The organism is Streptodolium elevatio (assembly GCF_053592165.1).
Map to the genome: position 1 here is coordinate 354,638 of NZ_JBSFVE010000005.1, position 16,904 is coordinate 371,541.

Sequence of the window (16,904 nt, forward strand, 5' to 3'; positions counted from 1 at the left end):
TGGTTGCAATTCGCCGGACATCGGCTCAAGGTGGCGACAAGCGCGCTGGAACTTGCCGCGGACCCGCGGCAGTTGGGCACAGGGCAGGAGTCGGCCGCCGTCGTCCCGGCCACGGCACGACCGGGCGCAACCGGGGGCGGCAATTTGCCGTCTGTGGGGGCAGACGCGGTAGACGTCGCGTCGGGGGAGCGAAGGGGGAGGGTGCCGTGCGCACACTCATGAGGATCATCGCACCACGCTGGTACGCCCGGTGGTCGCACACCCGGTCGGTTACCCGGCACCCCATGTCCCACCTGACCCCGGCCCCTGTACGCCGGGCCCGCCGCCGCTTCGGGTGGATTCGCAATCCGCGGCGGGCGGCACGCAGTCGGGTCGAGCAGGAAGTGATCCGCGAGGTACGTCGCCGCCTCCGCTGACCCCGAACACGCCCAAGGCCCCCAGCTCCGTCCTCGGGTGAGAACGGGGCGGGGGCCTTGTGTGTGCGGAACGAGCGGTTCGGCCGGGCTGGAGGGCCGGGCCGGAGTCAGTGTTTGTGGAGGTCGGGGCCCTGGGTGGGGGGTGCGGGTGGGGGCTGCTGGCCGCCCCAGCCGGGTTGGGCCCCGGGCTGGGAGCCGGGGTAGTGCCCGGGCTGCGAGCCCGGGTGGGAGCCGGGGTACAGGCCGCCGGGCTGGGGGGCCGGGAAGCCCGGGCCGCCGGGAGGCATGCCGGGGGCGTACGCGATCGGGCCGACAGGCTCCAGGCCGAGGCGCTGGCTCTGCCACTTGGTGATCTTCTGCACGACGAGGATCGCGAGCACCGCCGCGGCGATACGCAGCAGGCTCGACACACCCGCGAGGTTGTCGCCGGTCTCGCCGCCGTCGATGTAGTCCAGGTAGGAGACTTCGCCGTCCTCGACGTCCTCCTTGGTCTCCCGGACCCCGAAGGAGATCGAGAAGAGGATCCCGGAGAGTCCGAAGACGATCCACCACGCCCAGAGCAGTGCCTTGCCAGCGGGGCGCCCCATCGGGCCGGCCGGCTGGGGGTCGCTGCGCTTCCACGTGTCGTTGGCCACGATCATCGGGATGACGTAGTTCGCCAGCGGGATGAACCAGCCGCCGATCGCCCAGCCCTTGCTCATGGTCGCCTGCGGGGCGTACCAGGCCTCGGTGTTGGAGCGGGCCCGGTGGAACCAGATCATGAACACGATCGCGGTGGCGAGGGCGCCGAAGCCGAGCAGTCCGAGCGAGGCCTCCACGAGGTCGTCGGCGTCGTCCGCCTCGCTGAAGGCGAAGAGCCGTCCGTCGCGGAGGTCGCCGAAGAGCGACGCCCGGCGGAAGAACGCGATCGCGGACAGGACGTCGATCGCCGCCACGACCCCGAGCAGGATCGATACGGCGGTCGCCAGGCCGCGCAGCGGTTGTACGGGCGTCCACTGCATCGGCGGCGCGTACCCGGGAACGCCGCCCTGCCACGCACCCCCTGGCGGCATCCCACCAGGCGGCATCCCCGCGGGCGGCATGCCGGGCTGCGGGAACCCCGCGTGCGGCACCCCGCCGTACGGGCCCGGCCGGGCTCCGGGATAGCCCCCGGGCTGCGCGCCGGGCGGGGGACCGGAGTGCATGCCCGGAGCCTGCGGCGGGGGCGGTACGGCCCCGCCCGGCGGCGCGAAGGGATCGCCGCCCGCCTGGGTCGGGGCGGCGCCGCACGCGGGACAGAAGCCGTTCGGAGTGAGTTGGGCACCGCAGTTGGCGCACTGCATCTGAGGGGTTCCCCCTACTGGTCACGAATCGCCGACACGGCCGCGCACCCACCGCGGACACCGGCATGGTTGTGCAGCGCATCATGCCGTGCTTCAGGCTGCCGTGTCAGGTCGGGTCCGGCCGAAAAGCGACGAACGCCCCTCCGTGCATTTGTCCGGCACGCCCCGTCATCCGCGCCCCGTCATCCGCGCGCCCCGTCATCCGCGTACCCCATCATCCGCGCGCCAGGTCAGTCGCGCGGGCCGATGCCCAAGTACAGCTCCAGGTTCCGGTGCGTGTTGATGACCCGCTTCTCCTCCTGCGACAACACCAACTCGGTCAGACCGGGCTGGTTCATCCCGCGCTGGATACCGGCCAGCACCGCCGCGTCCTGGTTCAGCACATAACCCAGGTCCAGTTCCTCGAAGGCGACCCGCAGGTCCATCGGCCGCGTGTACGGCGCATCACCGGACGCCGCCCGCCGAAACGCGAAGATACCCATCTCGGCCGTGCCCGGCGTCGCGCCCGGACGCGCCACCAGCGCACTGAGCGTGTCCGCGGTCAGCAACACCGAGCAGTTCGGGAACAGCTGGTATTGGTGCAGACGCATGATGCGGTCCGTGTCGAACCCCGACAGGTCCGTCCCCGACTTCGCCACGTGCTGCCGGACCCGGTCCGCGATGACGTCCGTCAACGTCTCGCCCGCCGGGATCTCCGGGACCGGGCAGGCCTCGGTGATCCCCATGCGCTGACCCTGCGTCACGATGAAGGAGTCCCAGACCTCCTGGTCGGTCAGGCCCTCCTTGATGCGCGGACTGGCCAGCCCGTACAGCTGCTCTGACTTGCCGGTGTGCCCCCACAGCCGCTGCGGCGCGTTGACGTCGTCGATGTTGCACAGCAGTTCCGGGTGCAGTGTCTGGATGTGGTACGTCTCGCTGAACCCGTCCGCGACCGTCTTCCAGTTGGCCGCCACATCGCCGACCACCGAAGCCGTGCAGCGGAACTCCTCGATCCGCGCCCACTCCGTGTCGCCCGGCACCGCCTCCAGGTACTCGCCCAGGCCGGGCGCCTCGAGGTCGAGGTTGACGAACACGAACGGTCCCCACGTGTCCACCTGCGCGGCGAGCAGCGGGAACTCCGACATCTTCAGCTGCCCGAACCCCTTGCGGCCCGGCACCTTGCGCAACTGCCCGGCCAGGTCCCACGTCCAGCCGTGGTAGCCGCAGCGCAGCTCGGTCAGGCCCGAACCGGCGCCCGTACACAGGCTGTTGCCTCGATGCCGGCACGCGTTCTGGTACGCCCGCAGCATCCCGTCCGCGTCGCGCACCACGACCACCGCGTACGCCCCGACCCGGTACTCGAAGAAGTCCCCGGGCGCCGCGACGTGGTCCACGCAGCACGCCAGCTGCCACGTCCGGGTCCACAGCCGCCGCTGCTCCAGATCCGCGAACTCCTGTGACGTGTACCGGTGTACGGGCACCTTCACCAGCTCGGCCGACGAGTCCACCGGGCCGGTCGCCGTACCGTCGTCCACTCCCTCGTGCAGCCGCACGTCGCTGATCGGCGTGATCGCCGGATGGTCCTGGGTCGCGGTCATGTGCGCCTCCTGCCGGGCCTCTGCACGCTGGCGCGCGAAGGGTGCCACGCTGCGTCCCGCGAAACAAGGGTCGCGTTATGCGACCGATGATCACCGACCGCGCAGGCGTGCGCACAGTGCGGATCCACTAGCCGGACGGCAAGCAGAAATCCCCGAAATCACCGGCCACGCCACAAAATTGATGCCCAATCAGCCTTGTCAATCGTCAACCGCCGACGTACGTTCATCCCGCAGGCGCCAGACCGCAGGACGCACCACGCGACGCGCGAGGGGAGGAACGATGGCCGCACCGGCACCCGAGGACACCTACGACAAGGTGCTCTCCGCCGCCGTCGAACTGTTCGCCGAGCACGGGTTCGCGGGCACCTCGCTCCAGGCCATCGCCGACCGCGTCGGCGTCACCAAGGCGGCGCTGTACTACCACTTCCGTACCAAGGACGAACTGCTCGACGCCTTGCTGCGCCCCGCACTCAACGACCTGGACCGCGTCCTGGACACCGCGGAACGCCGCAAGGGCCAAGCGGCCCGCCAGCGCCTCCTGTTCGAGGGGTACGTCGACTTCCTGCTCCGCTACCGCACCCTCGCCGTCATCCTCGACCGCGACGTGTCCGTGGGCACCCACCCCGCGATCCGGCCCAGGCTGGAGTCGATCACCGGGCGGGTGCGCGGCGTCCTCAGCGACGGCGAACGGCCCATCGAGTTCCGGGTCGCCTCGACCGTCGCGATGGGCGGCATCTACTCCGCCGTGGCGATGTTCCCGGAGCTTCCGGACGACGAACTGCGGGGCCTGCTCCTCGACATCGTCCGCAGGCTGCTGGCCCCGCGGCGCAGCAGACCGGCCGCGTCACCCGACGCCGCCTGATCGCCGGCTGGGCGACAGACCGGAGACCCCGCCGGACAGCAGGCCGCACAACAGAAACGTCTCCGCATGCGCACGACCCGCACTTTCACCCGCACATCACCCGCACACCCCGTCCCGGTGCGCAGGTTCCACCGCACGCCGTAGGCACGCACCACCGCAGTACCCGCGTACCACCGCAAGACCTGCGCAGGACCGCAGTACCCGCGTACTCGCGGACCGCACGACCGGATCGCGGCACCAACAGTCGTCACCCGCCGCGCACCCCACCGCACCCCGGCCCGAGGAGGCTCCCATGACGTGTCCGGTTCTCCCGGAAGGCTTCGACCCGACCGACCCGGACCTCTACACCGAGCGCCTGCCGCTGGAGGAGTTCGCCGAGCTCCGCCGGACCGCGCCGGTCAAGTGGGTGCCGCAGACGCCCGAGGTCTCCAACTTCCGGGACGACGGCTACTGGCTCGTGACGCGCCACGCGGACGTCAAGGAGGTCTCCACCAAGCCGGAGCTCTACTCGACCAACCGCAACACCGCGATCATCCGCTTCGCCGAGGGCATGGACGTCAACTCCATCGACGCCCAGAAGCTCATCATGATCAACATCGACCCACCGGAGCACACCCGGCTGCGCTCGATCGTGCAGCGCGGCTTCACACCGCGCGCCATCAACGCCCTCAAGGACGCCCTCACCGACCGCGCCGCACGGATCGTGCACGACGCGATCAAGGCGGGCAGCGGCGACTTCGTGACCCAGGTCGCGTGTGAACTCCCGCTGCAGGCCATCGCCGAGCTGATCGGCGTCCCGCAGGAGGACCGCCGCAAGATCTTCGAGTGGTCGAACCAGATGCTCGGCTACGACGACCCCGAGTACGCCGAAGACTCCTCCGTCGGCGCCGCGGCCGCCGCCGAGGTCATGATGTACTCGATGGGCATGGCCGAGCAGCGCAAGGCCTGCCCGGCCCACGACATCGTCTCCAAGCTCGTGGCCGCCGAGTCCGAGGGCTCGCTCTCCTCCGACGAGTTCGGGTTCTTCGTGCTGCTCCTCGCGGTGGCCGGCAACGAGACCACCCGCAACGCCATCACACACGGCATGCTGGCCTTCTTCGACAACCCGGACCAGTGGGACCTGTACAAGTCGTCCCGCCCGGAGACCACCGCGGACGAAATCGTCCGCTACTCGTCGCCGGTCATGTCGTTCCAGCGCACCGCCACCGCCGACACGGTCCTCGGCGGCCAGGAGATCAAGGAAGGCCAGCGCGTCGGCATCTTCTACAGCTCGGCGAACTTCGACCCGCTGGTGTTCGAGAACCCCGACAAGTTCGACATCACCCGCGACCCGAACCCGCACCTCGGCTTCGGCGGCGGCGGGCCGCACTTCTGCCTCGGCGCCAGCCTCGCCCGCATGGAGATCAACCTGATGTTCGAGGCCATCGCCGACGCGATGCCGAACATCGCGAAGGCCGCGGAGCCGCGCCGCCTCCGTCACGCCTGGATCAACGGAATCAAGGAGCTTCAGGTCAACTACGCCTGACGCGGCCACGAGGCCGACAGCAGCCCCGCGAGCTGTCGGCCGCGACCTCCCCAGAGACCCGGCCTTACCCGGCCGGACAGCCAGAGCCCCCTCCGCCTACGGGAGCAGCGGAGGGGGCTCTGCGCGCGCTGCGGGTTGTTCGGCGGGACGGGCGGATTTGTCGGGTCGGCTCGGTGCCCGGTCGAGATGCCGGGAATTCGGTCCCTCCGCAAGTTCCGTGCCACATAGCGTAGATGCCCCCGCGTCGCGAGCCGCGGTCCTATCCGACCGCGCTGCCCGCCGTACGGAGGTCGCGGGCGGGGTGGGTGGAGGGGAAGCCTCTGCGGTATTCGGTGGGGGAGACGCCGAGGTGCAGGGCGAACTGGCGGCGCAGGTTGTTCGCCGTGCCCAGGCCGCTGCGCTCCCCGACGTGGTCGATCGGCAGGTCCGTCGACTCCAGCAACTCCTGCGCCCGGGCGAGGCGTTGTCCGAGCAGCCACTGAAGCGGCGTGGTGCCGACCGCAGCGCGCATCCGGCGGTGGAACGACCGCGGGCTCATGCCCGCACGGGCCGCCAGTTCGTCCACCGCAAGTGGCTCGTGGAGGTTCTCGGTGGCCCAGGCCAGCACAGGGGTGAGGCTGTCGTCGTCGGTCTCGGGCACCGCGCGTTCGATGAACTGGGCCTGGCCGCCCGGACGGTGGGCCGGCACGACGAGGACGCGGGCGAGCTGGTTGGCGACCTTCGCGCCGAGGTCTCGGCGTACCAGGTGCAGGCAGAGGTCCAGGCCGCCGCTCATTCCGGCGCTGGTCAGCACATCGCCCTCGTCGATGTAGAGCACCTGGTCGTCGACGTCGATCCGCGGGTAGCGCCGGGCGAGGGTCGCGGTGTGCTCCCAGTGCGCGGTGGCCCGGCGGCCGTCCAGCAGCCCCGCCGCGGCGAGTGCGAAGGCGCCGTTGCAGAGCGAGACGATGCGCGCTCCGGCGTCCGCGGCGCGGCGCAGCGCGGCGGTGAGTACGGTCGGGATCTCGCGCGTACCGTCCATGCACTCCTCGGGCACCGCCGGGACGATCACGGTGTCGGCGCGGGCGAGTTCGTCGAGGCCGTACGGCGCGTTGAGCACGAATCCGGGAGTGCCGGCGGCGGTGTTCGGGGCCACGCCGCACAGCCGCAGGTCGTACCAGGGGTCGTGCAGGTTGCTGTGCCGGACGCCGAACACCGCGCAGGCGAGCCCGATCTCGAACATGTCCCACGGCGCGAGCGGGCCGTCGTCGAAAACGACGAGGGCGACGGAGCCGGGGCCCTTCTTGCCGGTCCCGTCTGTCGCGTCTATCGGGTCAGATGTCCCTGTCCTCTCTGTCCCCTCCATCCCCTCTATCCCGTCTGTCTCGTCGGTCTTGCCGGACGCGGTACTTGGTGCGGTCCGCAGGTTCCGCGGGTCGGGTGCGCTCACGCCTGGAAGCCTATGGCAGGAATCTGGTGAATATCGTCAGTCCTGCCAGTGTCGTGCCGTAGCGCCGACTGCGAGGGTTTTCCACGAGCGCAGAACAACGCGATTTGCGCGATCCCTGCGACGCACGCGAGTCATTCGAGGAGCACAAACTCATGGGCGACACCCGTACCGTCACCGTCTTCGGCCTCGGCCTGATGGGCCAGGCTCTGGCCGGCGCGATGCTGGCCGGCGGCCGCGTCACCACCGTCTGGAACCGCACCCCAGGCCGGGCCGGCGACCTGCCCGAGCGCGGTGCGAAGGAGGCCGCCGGCGTCCGCGACGCCGTGGAGGCGAGCGACCTGCTGATCGTGTGCGTACGCGATTACCACGCGGTCCGCGAGTTCCTCGACCCTGTCGCCGACGCGCTCGCCGGGCGAACGCTCGTCAACCTCACCTCCGGCTCGTCCGCCGAGGCCCGTGAGATGGCCGCGTGGGCGGCCGGGCACGGCGCGGCGTACCTGGACGGCGCGATCATGATGACGCCGCCCGGCATCGGGCAGCCGGACACCGTCCTGCTGTACGGCGGCCCCGCCGACGTGTTCGCCGCACACGCGGACACCCTGCGGCTGCTCGGCGGCGCCACCACGCACCTGAGCGAGGACACCGGCCTCGCGTCCCTGTACGACGTGGCGCTGCTCGGCATCATGTGGGGCAGTCTCAACGGCTTCGTGCACGCCGCCGCGCTGCTGGCCGCCGACGGTGTCCCGGCCAAGGACTTCCTGCCCTTCGCCACCTCGTGGCTCGGCGCCATCGGCGTCTTCAGCGGCGTGGTCGCCGACCAGGTCGACAGCGGCGACTTCGCGGCGGTCGACGCGTCGCTCGCCTCGCACATGCCGCCGATCGAGCACCTGATCGACGAGAGCCGCGCGCGGGGCGTGGACGCCGCTCTGCCGGAGTTCACCCGCGGGCTGGTGGCCGCCGCGATCGCCCGCGGCCACGAAGGTGACGGATACGCGCGGCTGATCGATCACTTCCGGCCCAAGGCCGCCTGAGGCGCCTGCCGCGGCCGCGGCCCCGCGCGGAGTGCCGGCCCGGATCGTTCAGTGTGCGGGATCGGCGTCGTACGCCTGCCGGGCGCGGTCGACCTTGTCCAGGTTGCCGTCCGCCCACTCCGCGAGGTGGGCGAACAGCGGCGCGAGGCTCAGGCCCAGCTCGCTGATCTCGTACTCGACCCGCGGCGGCACCTCCGGGTGGTACGTGCGGACCACCAGCCCGTCGCGCTCCAACTGCCGCAGGCGCTGGGTCAGCACCTTCGGCGTGATGGCGTCGATCCGCCGCTGCAACTCGACGAACCGCTGCCGTCCGTGCACGTGCAGCGTCCACAGGATCGGCGTGGTCCACCGGCTGAAGACGATGTCGACGACGGGGCCGACGGGACACGCGAGTTGCGGGTCCACGGCGGTCTGCGCCGATTTGGTTCCCATGGCCGACATCCGCACCCCTTGTGGATAGTCACTTTCCTGTAGGTACCTACTATATCCCCGGTGTTAGCGTCGGCTCAGCGCCCCGGAGAACAACTCCCGGCGGCGCCCCAGCCCACTCGGGCGAATCCGAACGCTCAAACACAGCACGGGAGTTACTCATGATCGTCGTGACAGGAGCAACGGGCAACGTCGGCGGCGCACTGGTGCGGACCCTCGCCGCCGACGGCAGCGCGGTGACCGCGACCTCCAGGGGCATCACAGATGCGGATGTACCACCGGGGGTGGTCGCACGGCAGGCGGACCTTACCGAAGCCGACAGTCTGCGGCCGGTCTTCGAGGGCGCCCGCGCCCTCTTCCTACAGAACGGCAGCGCGAGCGCCTTCCGCCTCGACCCGCGGGCCATCGCGGGCGTCGCCAAGGCGGCCGGCATCGAGCGCATCGTCCTGCTGTCCTCCCAGGGTGTGGTCACCCGCCCGGATTCCGCCTCGCACGGCGGCGTCGCTCTGGCCATCGAGGAGGCGGTCCGGGAGTCGGGCGTGGACTGGACGATTCTGCGGCCCGGCGGCTTCGCCTCCAACATGTACGCCTGGGCCGAGTCGGTCCGCACCCGGCGCGTCGTGACCGCGCCCTTCGGCGACATCGGCCTGCCGGTGGTGGACCCGCTCGACATCGCGGAGGTCGCCGCGGCGGCGTTGCGCGGCGACGGGCATACGGGCCGGACGTACGAGCTGACCGGCTCCGCGCCCACCACGCCGCGGCAACGCACGCAGGCGATAGCCGACGCGATCGGCGAGCCGGTGGCGTTCGTCGAGCAGACGCGCGACGAGGCGCGCGCCGAGATGCTCCGCTTCATGCCCGAGCCGGTGGTGGACACGACGCTGGCGATCCTCGGCGAACCCACGCCCGGGGAGCGGTACGTGAGCCCGGACGTACGCCAGGTCCTGGGCCGGGAGCCGCGCTCGTTCGCGGATTGGGCGCGGCGCAACGCGGACGGCTTCCGGTAGGCCGGGCGCGTCGGCGTCGGCGTCGGCGTCGTCGGCGTCGGGCGGTCCGGCGGGTCCGGGCGGTCCGGATGCACCGGCCGCCCGGATTGCCTGGGACTGAGCCGTCTTGTTCCAGTCCGCAGGGACGGGATTTGGAGGTTGGAATGTGCGTTCGGGTGGCGCGTCGCTAGGGTTCCGGCAATTGAATGCTTCCGGGAGATGGCCACCACCATGCGCGACCAAGCCGCACGTACGACCCTGGCACTGCTTGCCTGCGCGACTCTCGGCGTCGCCGGGTGCAGCAGTGGTTCCGGGAAGAGCAAGGACAAGGACAACGCCGCGCCCATAGTCCGGGACACCGGTGCCCAGGACGGTGCGGCGCTGCCGACGGTGAACATGCCCGACCTGACGGGCAAGGATCTGGCGGCGGCGACCGCGGCGGTGAAGGCCGCCGGGTTCACCGACGTCGGCTACCGCGACGCGCTCAACCAGAACCGCAAGCCGGTCGCGGACAAGTCGTGGAAGGTGTGCACGCAGTCGCCCGCGCCGGGGCCGTCGAATCCGCGGGAGAAGGTGGACCTGGCCGCCGTCACCGCCAAGGAGACGTGCTCCGGCGCGCCGACCTCGGTGCCGCCGGTGAAGACGGCCGACCCGACGCGGATCACGATATCCCCGACGAAGTCGTCCACCGCGACCCGGCCGAACCCGACGGACACCAAGCCGGATCCGCGGCCGAGCGATCGCCCGACCTTCGTCTTCTACCGCAACTGCCGCGAGGTGAAGAAGGCGGGCGCGGCGCCGATCCATCGCGGAGACCCCGGCTACGGCCTGCACTTGGACATGGACGGCGACGGAGTCGGTTGCGAGCGCTGAGAGTTGGCGGGTCCGAGAGGGAGGGGTATTTGGTCCGGTTTCGAGATCGAACTGACCTATCCTGAACTATCTTGAGCTATAAGGCTCTTGATGGCTTTTGATCCGTTTTGCCGGGCTTCCGACCGGCGGTTTCGCTGCTCCATTCGGGGGATCTCCGGCTCAATCGGTGGTCTGGCGTCCGGACTCGTCGCAGACTTCCGGGAGGGGTCGGCAGCGGTCGACCGCGCATCGCCGACGACACGGCCGGGGGGTCGCGATGGGGTTCGCCAAGGGATACGACGTCTCGGACTACCAGACGGGCATCCCCGCCGATGCCGGGTTCGTCATCATCAAGGCGAGTGAAGGCGCACGCACCAAGCAGGCGGACTGGCGTGCCAAGCAGGCCGAGGCCCGGCGCCGCGGCCTCGTCGTCGGCTACTACCACTTCTTCCACGCGGAGAACGCCGTGGACGACGAGGTGGCGCACTTCTGCGCCACCGTCGGCGACGTCCCCGAGAACGAACTCCTCGTGCTCGACTTCGAGCCGTACAACCAGGGCGTGCCCGACGCCACGTGCACAGCCCGCAAGAACCAGTGGCTGGCCAAGGTCAAGGCCCGCTACCCGCGCCACAAGGTCGGCATGTACGCGAACCGCGACTGGTGGTTCCGCACCGACGACGAATGCGGCGACTTCCTGTGGATCGCCGACTATGCGGCGGCCGCCGGCGCGCCGCGCATCCAGGCCGCCTGGCGCTTCCACCAGTACACCGAACACCCGCTCGACACCAACGTGTTCAACGGCAGCGAGGCGGCGCTGCGGGCCTGGGCCGGGGCCCCGCCCGCGGCAGTGCCGGGGCACCAGCCGGTCGCGGAGGCACGCGACAGCCAGGAGTCACGTGCCGCCGCCGCGGCAGCCGTGGCCGCCCGCCCGGCGCGGCCGTCGTGGGAGCGGCTCGTCGCACACGTGCTGTCGGTCCCCGAGCAGACGTACGAACACTGGGACCCCGCGGAGGGCTGGGACAACCGAACCAGGTGGGGCAAGCAGTACGGCGAGGACGGCGTCGCGTGGTGCGTCATCTTCGAGTGGTGCATGTACGAGGACGCGGGGCTGGTGTCCGTCGTCCCGAAGACCAACAACGTGACGAGCTTCAGCAACTGGGCGAGGCAGCGCGGGCAGTGGACCGCGTACCCCAGCCTCGGCGCCTGGGTGAACTTCGACGACGGCCAGCACACCGAGATCGTCGTCGGGTTCACCAGGACCCACGTCACGACCAAGGGCGGCAACAGCAAACCGGAGGGCGGCGACGGACGGCAGGGGCGCGGCGTCTACACGCACACGTACCGCCGCACCGACCCCGGGATCACCGGATACTTCGCCCCCAGGTTCCCGGACGGATGCCCGCCGACCGCGGACCCGAGCGACCCGCGCGGCGGAACGCGCGTCGACAGCTCGCCGCCGGTCGCACCCGCCGACGCACTGGACCCGAACAACTCGCAGAGGGGCAAGAAGAAGATGGCACTCGTCTCGAAGACCGTCCCGGCCGTGGTCGGCGACGACTCGGCCACCACCTTCACCGCTGTCCCGGGCCGCGCGTGGATCAACGTCTCGGCGGACTACGTGCCACCGGGGGAGAAGGTCACCGTGCGCATCGACGTCGCCGACGGCAACGGCGCGTGGCTCCAGGCCAACCAGGTGCGCACGGTCGGAAACGGCGAGGTGGGGTGGCTTGAGCTGGAGGCGTCCGAACGCACCCGCGTGGTGAGCGTCAAGCGGCTGAGCCACGGCGGCGCGAGGTTGGACGCGACCCTGCACTACCCGGAGGGGTAGCGGCGAGGGACGGGGCAGGGTCTTAATAGCAGGCCCTTGCCTGATGTCCGCAAGGGCCGAACGCCAAACCGCCCCCAGGAGGGCGGGGGTCGTCGGTGACAGCCGCGGGCTCGTGGATTCGGGGGCCCGCGGCGGTGGTTCGCGCCCACCCAAACATCGGCGGGCACCCCGTCGCGGGGTATGGCGGGGTATGCGTTGTGCGCGGCTCCGATACGCCCCCGTCAAGACCCGTCGGTGCGCCGCGGGCGCTTGAGGATGAGGTCTCCCGCGTACGCGCGCACCTCGGCTCGTGTACGTGGGCCGTGGTCGGCGGCCAGGAAGTGCTGGCCGATGGCGACGCAGAAGGCGATCAGGCTGCGGGCCTCGACCTCGTCGGGATCGGAGCAGAAGGTGCCGATCATCTCGCGCAGCAGTTCCATGCGGCGGTTGTCCACGCGCCGGAGCCGTTCCGCCACCGCGTCGTCGCGGCGGGCCCAGTCGCGGATCGCCAGGTCCAGCGGTAGCAGGCGGTCGTCGGAGAAGGTCAGCGCACCCGCGCGCTGGATCTTGGCCTTGGGGTCGCCGCCTTCCCGCTCGACGCGGTCGATCACCTCGTCGGTGCTCTCCCGCTCCCAGGTGTCGAGCACGGCTTCGAGGAGCGCGTCGCGGTCGGCGAAGTAGCCGTAGAACCCGCCCTTGGTGACGCCGAGCCGCTTGGCCAGCACCTCGATGCGAACCGCGTCCGGGCCGCCTGCGGCGAGTGCGTGCAGGCCTTCCTCGACCCACCTGTCGCGCGGCGTGCGGGGCGTGCCCGCCATGTGCCCCACCTCACTTCCCGCCGGATATACGGCACCGTACAAAATCGACTAGCTTCGTCTTGTACGCCACCGTATATCCGAACGGAGCGAACGATGCCCCCTGTGCGCGCCCTGTTCCGCCGTCCCCGGTCCGAGCGTCCGAGGGGGGACCGCCGGTGAGGCTCCCCGTCAGCGCGCACACGGACCAGCCGTGGCGCATCCACGAACTGACCCGCGACTTCCGGGTGGAGGACGTGTGGGCATTCCGTACGCCTGGCGCCGGGCCGGACGACTTCCCGGCCATGCTCGCCGCGATGCGGGCGGCCGGGGGACCGGCACGGCAGAGCGCGCAGTTCCGGTTCCTGTGGGCGGCACGCTGGAAGCTAGGTGCGCTGTTCGGGTGGGACAGGCCGGAGGACGGCATCGCCGCCCGGGTCCCGTCCCTGCGCGACCGCCTGCCCGCCGACCTTCGGGACGATCCGGGGCCCGAGTCCGACGAAGTCCCCCTCACCCCGGTGTACGAACTCCCCGCCGAGTGCGCCCGCGAACTGGCGAACAAGACCGTCCACACGGTCATGCATCTCGGCTGGTCGCCGGCGCCCAACGGCGACCATGAGCTGCGCATGGCCGTCCTGGTGAAACCCAACGGGACGTTCGGTCGCCTCTACATGGCCGGCATCGCGCCGTTCCGTCATCTTGTCGTCTACCCGGCGCTGACCCGGCAATGGGAGCGTGCCTGGCGGGACCACGGCCGCGTGGGCCGCGAGGTCCCCGCCTCGGTGCGCGACGGCGACGTCACCCCGGTCGTCGGGAGGCGCAGCGTCCCGCCGTCTCTCCAGGCGCTCACCTCGTTGCCGGACTTCGACTACGTCGACGTGTTCACCATCGACACGGGTGCTAATGCGGACGCCACCCCGGAGCGGTGGGCCCGAGCCATGTTCGGGGACGTCCCCAGCCTCGCCGAGCGGTTCATCTGGCGCGGCCTGCTCGGCCTGCGGCTGACCCGCGGGCGGTCGGCGGACACCGTGGCCGGCTGGCGCGTCACCGGACGCGGGGAGGACTGGATCCGATTGGCCGCGGCGTCCTGGTTCCTCAGCGGAAACCTCGTCGTCCGAACAACCGGCGGACGGACCTCGTTGGCCACGTTTCTCCGCTACGAACGACCGGTCGGCCGACTCGCGTGGCGCCCGCTGTCCGCCGTGCACCGCCGCCTGGTGCCGGGCCTCCTCCGCGACGCGGCGAAGCGGATACGCTGAACGACCGGCCGAACGTACGGACTTCCCGGGGGCTACTGCGCCTTCAATTTCTCGGTGAGACGCTTGACGACCAACGCCGCGCCGCGGAAGGCGATTTCTTCGGTGGCCTTCACGTCGGGCGCCTTCAGGTCGACCGCCAGGACCGCCACGACGATGGACCCTTTCCTGGCCATCACCCACACGTACGGAGCGTTCCGTTCGCCCTTCGCGTCGACCCAGATCGCCTCCATGACCAGCGCCTCGTCCACGCCCGCAAGATCGTGCGGGTCGGTCGTCACGGAGGTCAGGCGCGCGCCGCCGGCCAGCGTCTGGGACGGGCATCGCTTCGCGTCGTCGCGGAGCTTGTCGATCGCCGCCTTCGCCGACGTGACGTCCTCGAACGCCGTCGCTCCCGACACCGCGAAGACCTGTTCGAGGCCGGAGGCGGTGGGGCTGAACGTGTAGCGGTACAGGTTGGCGACCGCGCCGGGGATCGTGCCGTCCTCGCGGCTCGTGCAGTCGTCGCCGACGACGAACCGGGCGAGCGAGTCCTCCTCGTACCCTTCCTGCTTCTCGTACGTGGACCCCCAGTGACGCGGTTCCAGCGGCACCGCCCGCACCACGTCCTTGGCGCGGTCCCCGAGCGGTATGTCGACGGTCGGCGAGGGCGGCGGTGGCGCGGGGCGGTCCGGCGACGGCTGCCCGGTGTCGCCGCCCAGAATGCGGGCGATGTCGTTGGTCGGCGGGCCGTCACCCTCAGCCGTCGAGCCCGAACCGCTGCTGCACCCCGCGAGCGCGATCAGCATTGCCGCCACCAAGAAACCCGTGCCCCGCAGAACCAGCCCCGGACGACTCACCGTTGCCCCCATGTGCGTGCGATCAACTGACTGATTCTCCGCACATGCGGGTCACGGAGTCGACAGCGTCGCGGTGACGGTTTGCTCGCGGTGACGGTTCGCGCGCGGGGCCGACCGCCCCCTGAGCAGGTCAGCCGCGCCGGAGGGTCAGCGCGCCGAGCGCCGCGGCCAGTGCGACCCCTGACAGACCAAGGCCCGTCGTCCAGGCCGCCTGCGCCGCGCCCGCGCCGATGCGCTCCAGGTACACGGTACCGAACACCGCGACACCCAGGACCTGGCCGAACTGCGTGACGGTGGCGAGCAGTCCGCTCGCGTCCGGCGCGTCGACCGGCGCCACCCGACGCAGGCCCAGCGCCATCACCGGACTGAATGCGGCGCCCAGCGAGGCACCGACGCACGCCAACACGCCCATCAGCACAGCCTGGTTCGCCCCCTCGTGCTGCGCCCACGCCAGACCGAGGTACGACGCCGCGACCGGCACCAGGGCGATCGCGGGCAGGTGCGGGTGGAAACGTACGGGCAGCCGCTGCCAGTTGAGGCTGACGACCGCGAACCCCAGCGCCGGCGGCACGAACACGCCGCCCGCGTGCAGCGCCGAGAAGCCGAGCCCGCCCTGCAGGTACAGGGCCGAGGTGAAGAGGAATCCGGCGTACGACGCCATCACCAGCGTCATCGTCACCGCCGCCCCGGCCACGCCCGGCGTGCGCAGCAGCCGCCCGGACACCAGCGGCGCGCCGCCCTGGCGTTCGACACCGCGTTCGACCAGGCCGAACGCCGCGAACAGCGCGACACCCGCGGCCATGCAGACCCAGCCCCACTGCGGCCAGTCCTCCTCGTGGCCGAGGACGAGCGGCACCACCAGCAGCACGATCGCCGGGGAGACCACGAGCAGCCCCCGCAGGTCGAGGCGCCGGGCGGTCTCGGCACGGTCCGGCGGCATGAGGCGGGGCACCACGGCCAGGAGCGCCAGGCCGACCGGCACGTTCACCAGGAACACCGGGCGCCACGACAGTCCGAACACGTCGGCGGTCACCAGTACGCCGCCGAGTATCTGCCCGGCGACCGCGCCGCCCGCGATGACCGCGGCGTACAGGCCAAGGGCCTTCGCCCGTGCCGGGCCCTGGAACTGACGCTGAATCACGGAAAGCACCTGCGGCACCATCAGCGCCGCGCCCGCGCCCTGCACCGCCCGCGCGGCGATCAACGAGCCGGTCCCCGGGGCGAGTCCGCAGGCGAGGGACGCGGCGGTGAACACGGCGAGGCCGGAGACGAAGAGGCGCCGGTAGCCGAACATGCCTCCGAGGCGGGATCCGGTGACGATGAGGGCGGCGTACACGATCGTGTACCCGGCGACGATGAACTGGAGCGCGGAGCCCGACGCGTCGAGGTCGTCGCGCAGGGTCGGCGCCGCGACGTTGACCACGGACACGTCGAGCAGAGCCATGAACTGGCCGGTGAGCACGGCGGCGAGGAGCAGCCCGGGCCGCGCCGGCGACGGCGGCGCCTCCGGCGCGCGCAGCGGCCGGGGGAGTGTTGTCTCGGTCATGCGCCAACGGTCGCCGCGCCGCGGTACCCGTAACAGAAGCCTGGCTATCCCGGTACAACCACCACCCGGGACAACCCCATGGCGCCCCCCAACAGACCCCCTCCACCACCACATCCCCCACGGCTCAACGACATGCGCTGAGCTTGCTCCGCTTTGACGGACACCGTCGTTGTGGTGGTCAGGCCGCTGCGAGGGCGGCTTCGTATTCGACGGGTGTGCGGTAGCCGAGGCTG

General features: G+C 71.1%; 13 protein-coding genes and 1 pseudogene. 7 read left to right on the top strand and 7 right to left on the bottom strand.

The genetic code is table 11. The annotated features are described in order from the left end of the window. Nucleotides 1-523 precede the first annotated feature (523 nt). Entirely contained in the window at nt 524-1,600 is a 1,077-nt protein-coding gene (locus tag ACWD12_RS13255) for a DUF4328 domain-containing protein (RefSeq protein WP_450099633.1), read from the bottom strand. A gap of 368 nt (nt 1,601-1,968) precedes the next feature. Then, nucleotides 1,969-3,315: an aromatic ring-hydroxylating oxygenase subunit alpha gene (locus ACWD12_RS13260; RefSeq protein WP_450099634.1), complete on the bottom strand. Its 1,347-nt coding sequence runs from the start codon at nt 3,313-3,315 to the stop codon at nt 1,969-1,971. A 280-nt stretch (nt 3,316-3,595) separates the two neighbouring features. Here ACWD12_RS13260 and ACWD12_RS13265 point away from each other — a divergent pair, with 280 nt between their 5' ends. Together ACWD12_RS13265 and ACWD12_RS13270 are read left to right on the top strand one after the other, a co-directional pair. Beyond that, nucleotides 3,596-4,177 (top strand): TetR/AcrR family transcriptional regulator, encoded by a 582-nt coding sequence (locus tag ACWD12_RS13265; protein ID WP_450099635.1) that lies wholly within the window; start codon nt 3,596-3,598, stop codon nt 4,175-4,177. Between the two features lie 292 nt (nt 4,178-4,469). Further along, nucleotides 4,470-5,702 carry a cytochrome P450 gene (locus tag ACWD12_RS13270; RefSeq protein WP_450099636.1) on the top strand — a complete coding sequence of 411 codons (1,233 nt, stop codon included), beginning with the start codon at nt 4,470-4,472 and terminating at the stop codon, nt 5,700-5,702. 259 nt (nt 5,703-5,961) lie between these two features. Here the strand turns inward: ACWD12_RS13270 and ACWD12_RS13275 are convergent, their stop codons facing one another. Further along, a complete protein-coding gene (locus ACWD12_RS13275) occupies nt 5,962-6,924 on the bottom strand; it encodes a helix-turn-helix domain-containing protein (protein ID WP_450099654.1) in 963 nt (320 codons plus the stop codon). Nucleotides 6,925-7,283: 359 nt separating this feature from the next. Here ACWD12_RS13275 and ACWD12_RS13280 point away from each other — a divergent pair, with 359 nt between their 5' ends. After that, nucleotides 7,284-8,162, top strand: coding sequence for an NAD(P)-dependent oxidoreductase (locus ACWD12_RS13280; protein WP_450099637.1), 879 nt, complete (start codon nt 7,284-7,286; stop codon nt 8,160-8,162). 48 nt (nt 8,163-8,210) lie between these two features. Here ACWD12_RS13280 and ACWD12_RS13285 read toward each other — a convergent pair whose 3' ends face one another. Next, nucleotides 8,211-8,594 carry a winged helix-turn-helix transcriptional regulator gene (locus tag ACWD12_RS13285; protein WP_450099638.1) on the bottom strand — a complete coding sequence of 128 codons (384 nt, stop codon included), beginning with the start codon at nt 8,592-8,594 and terminating at the stop codon, nt 8,211-8,213. Between the two features lie 158 nt (nt 8,595-8,752). On the opposite strand from ACWD12_RS13285, the gene ACWD12_RS13290 reads away from it, so the two are divergent. The 3 genes from ACWD12_RS13290 (at nt 8,753) to ACWD12_RS13300 (ending at nt 12,257) form a co-directional block, all read left to right on the top strand. Then, a complete protein-coding gene (locus tag ACWD12_RS13290; RefSeq protein ID WP_450099639.1) occupies nt 8,753-9,598 on the top strand; it encodes an NAD(P)H-binding protein in 846 nt (281 codons plus the stop codon). Nucleotides 9,599-9,796: 198 nt separating this feature from the next. Next, on the top strand, nt 9,797-10,450 hold the full coding sequence (locus ACWD12_RS13295; protein ID WP_450099640.1) for an excalibur calcium-binding domain-containing protein: 654 nt from the start codon (nt 9,797-9,799) through the stop codon (nt 10,448-10,450). 256 nt (nt 10,451-10,706) lie between these two features. Continuing rightward, nucleotides 10,707-12,257, top strand: coding sequence for a glycoside hydrolase family 25 protein (locus ACWD12_RS13300; RefSeq protein ID WP_450099641.1), 1,551 nt, complete (start codon nt 10,707-10,709; stop codon nt 12,255-12,257). A 221-nt stretch (nt 12,258-12,478) separates the two neighbouring features. Here ACWD12_RS13300 and ACWD12_RS13305 read toward each other — a convergent pair whose 3' ends face one another. Further along, nucleotides 12,479-13,054, bottom strand: coding sequence for a TetR/AcrR family transcriptional regulator (locus ACWD12_RS13305; protein ID WP_450099642.1), 576 nt, complete (start codon nt 13,052-13,054; stop codon nt 12,479-12,481). Nucleotides 13,055-13,209: 155 nt separating this feature from the next. Between ACWD12_RS13305 and ACWD12_RS13310 the strand changes: the two are divergent. Then, nucleotides 13,210-13,788 (top strand): annotated as a pseudogene (locus ACWD12_RS13310) (DUF2867 domain-containing protein); the annotation flags it as partial. A 533-nt stretch (nt 13,789-14,321) separates the two neighbouring features. Here the strand turns inward: ACWD12_RS13310 and ACWD12_RS13315 are convergent. Both ACWD12_RS13315 and ACWD12_RS13320 read right to left on the bottom strand, forming a co-directional pair. Then, nucleotides 14,322-15,074: a hypothetical protein gene (locus ACWD12_RS13315; protein WP_450099643.1), complete on the bottom strand. Its 753-nt coding sequence runs from the start codon at nt 15,072-15,074 to the stop codon at nt 14,322-14,324. A gap of 181 nt (nt 15,075-15,255) precedes the next feature. After that, on the bottom strand, nt 15,256-16,671 hold the full coding sequence (locus ACWD12_RS13320; RefSeq protein ID WP_450099644.1) for an MFS transporter: 1,416 nt from the start codon (nt 16,669-16,671) through the stop codon (nt 15,256-15,258). Nucleotides 16,672-16,904 lie beyond the last annotated feature (233 nt).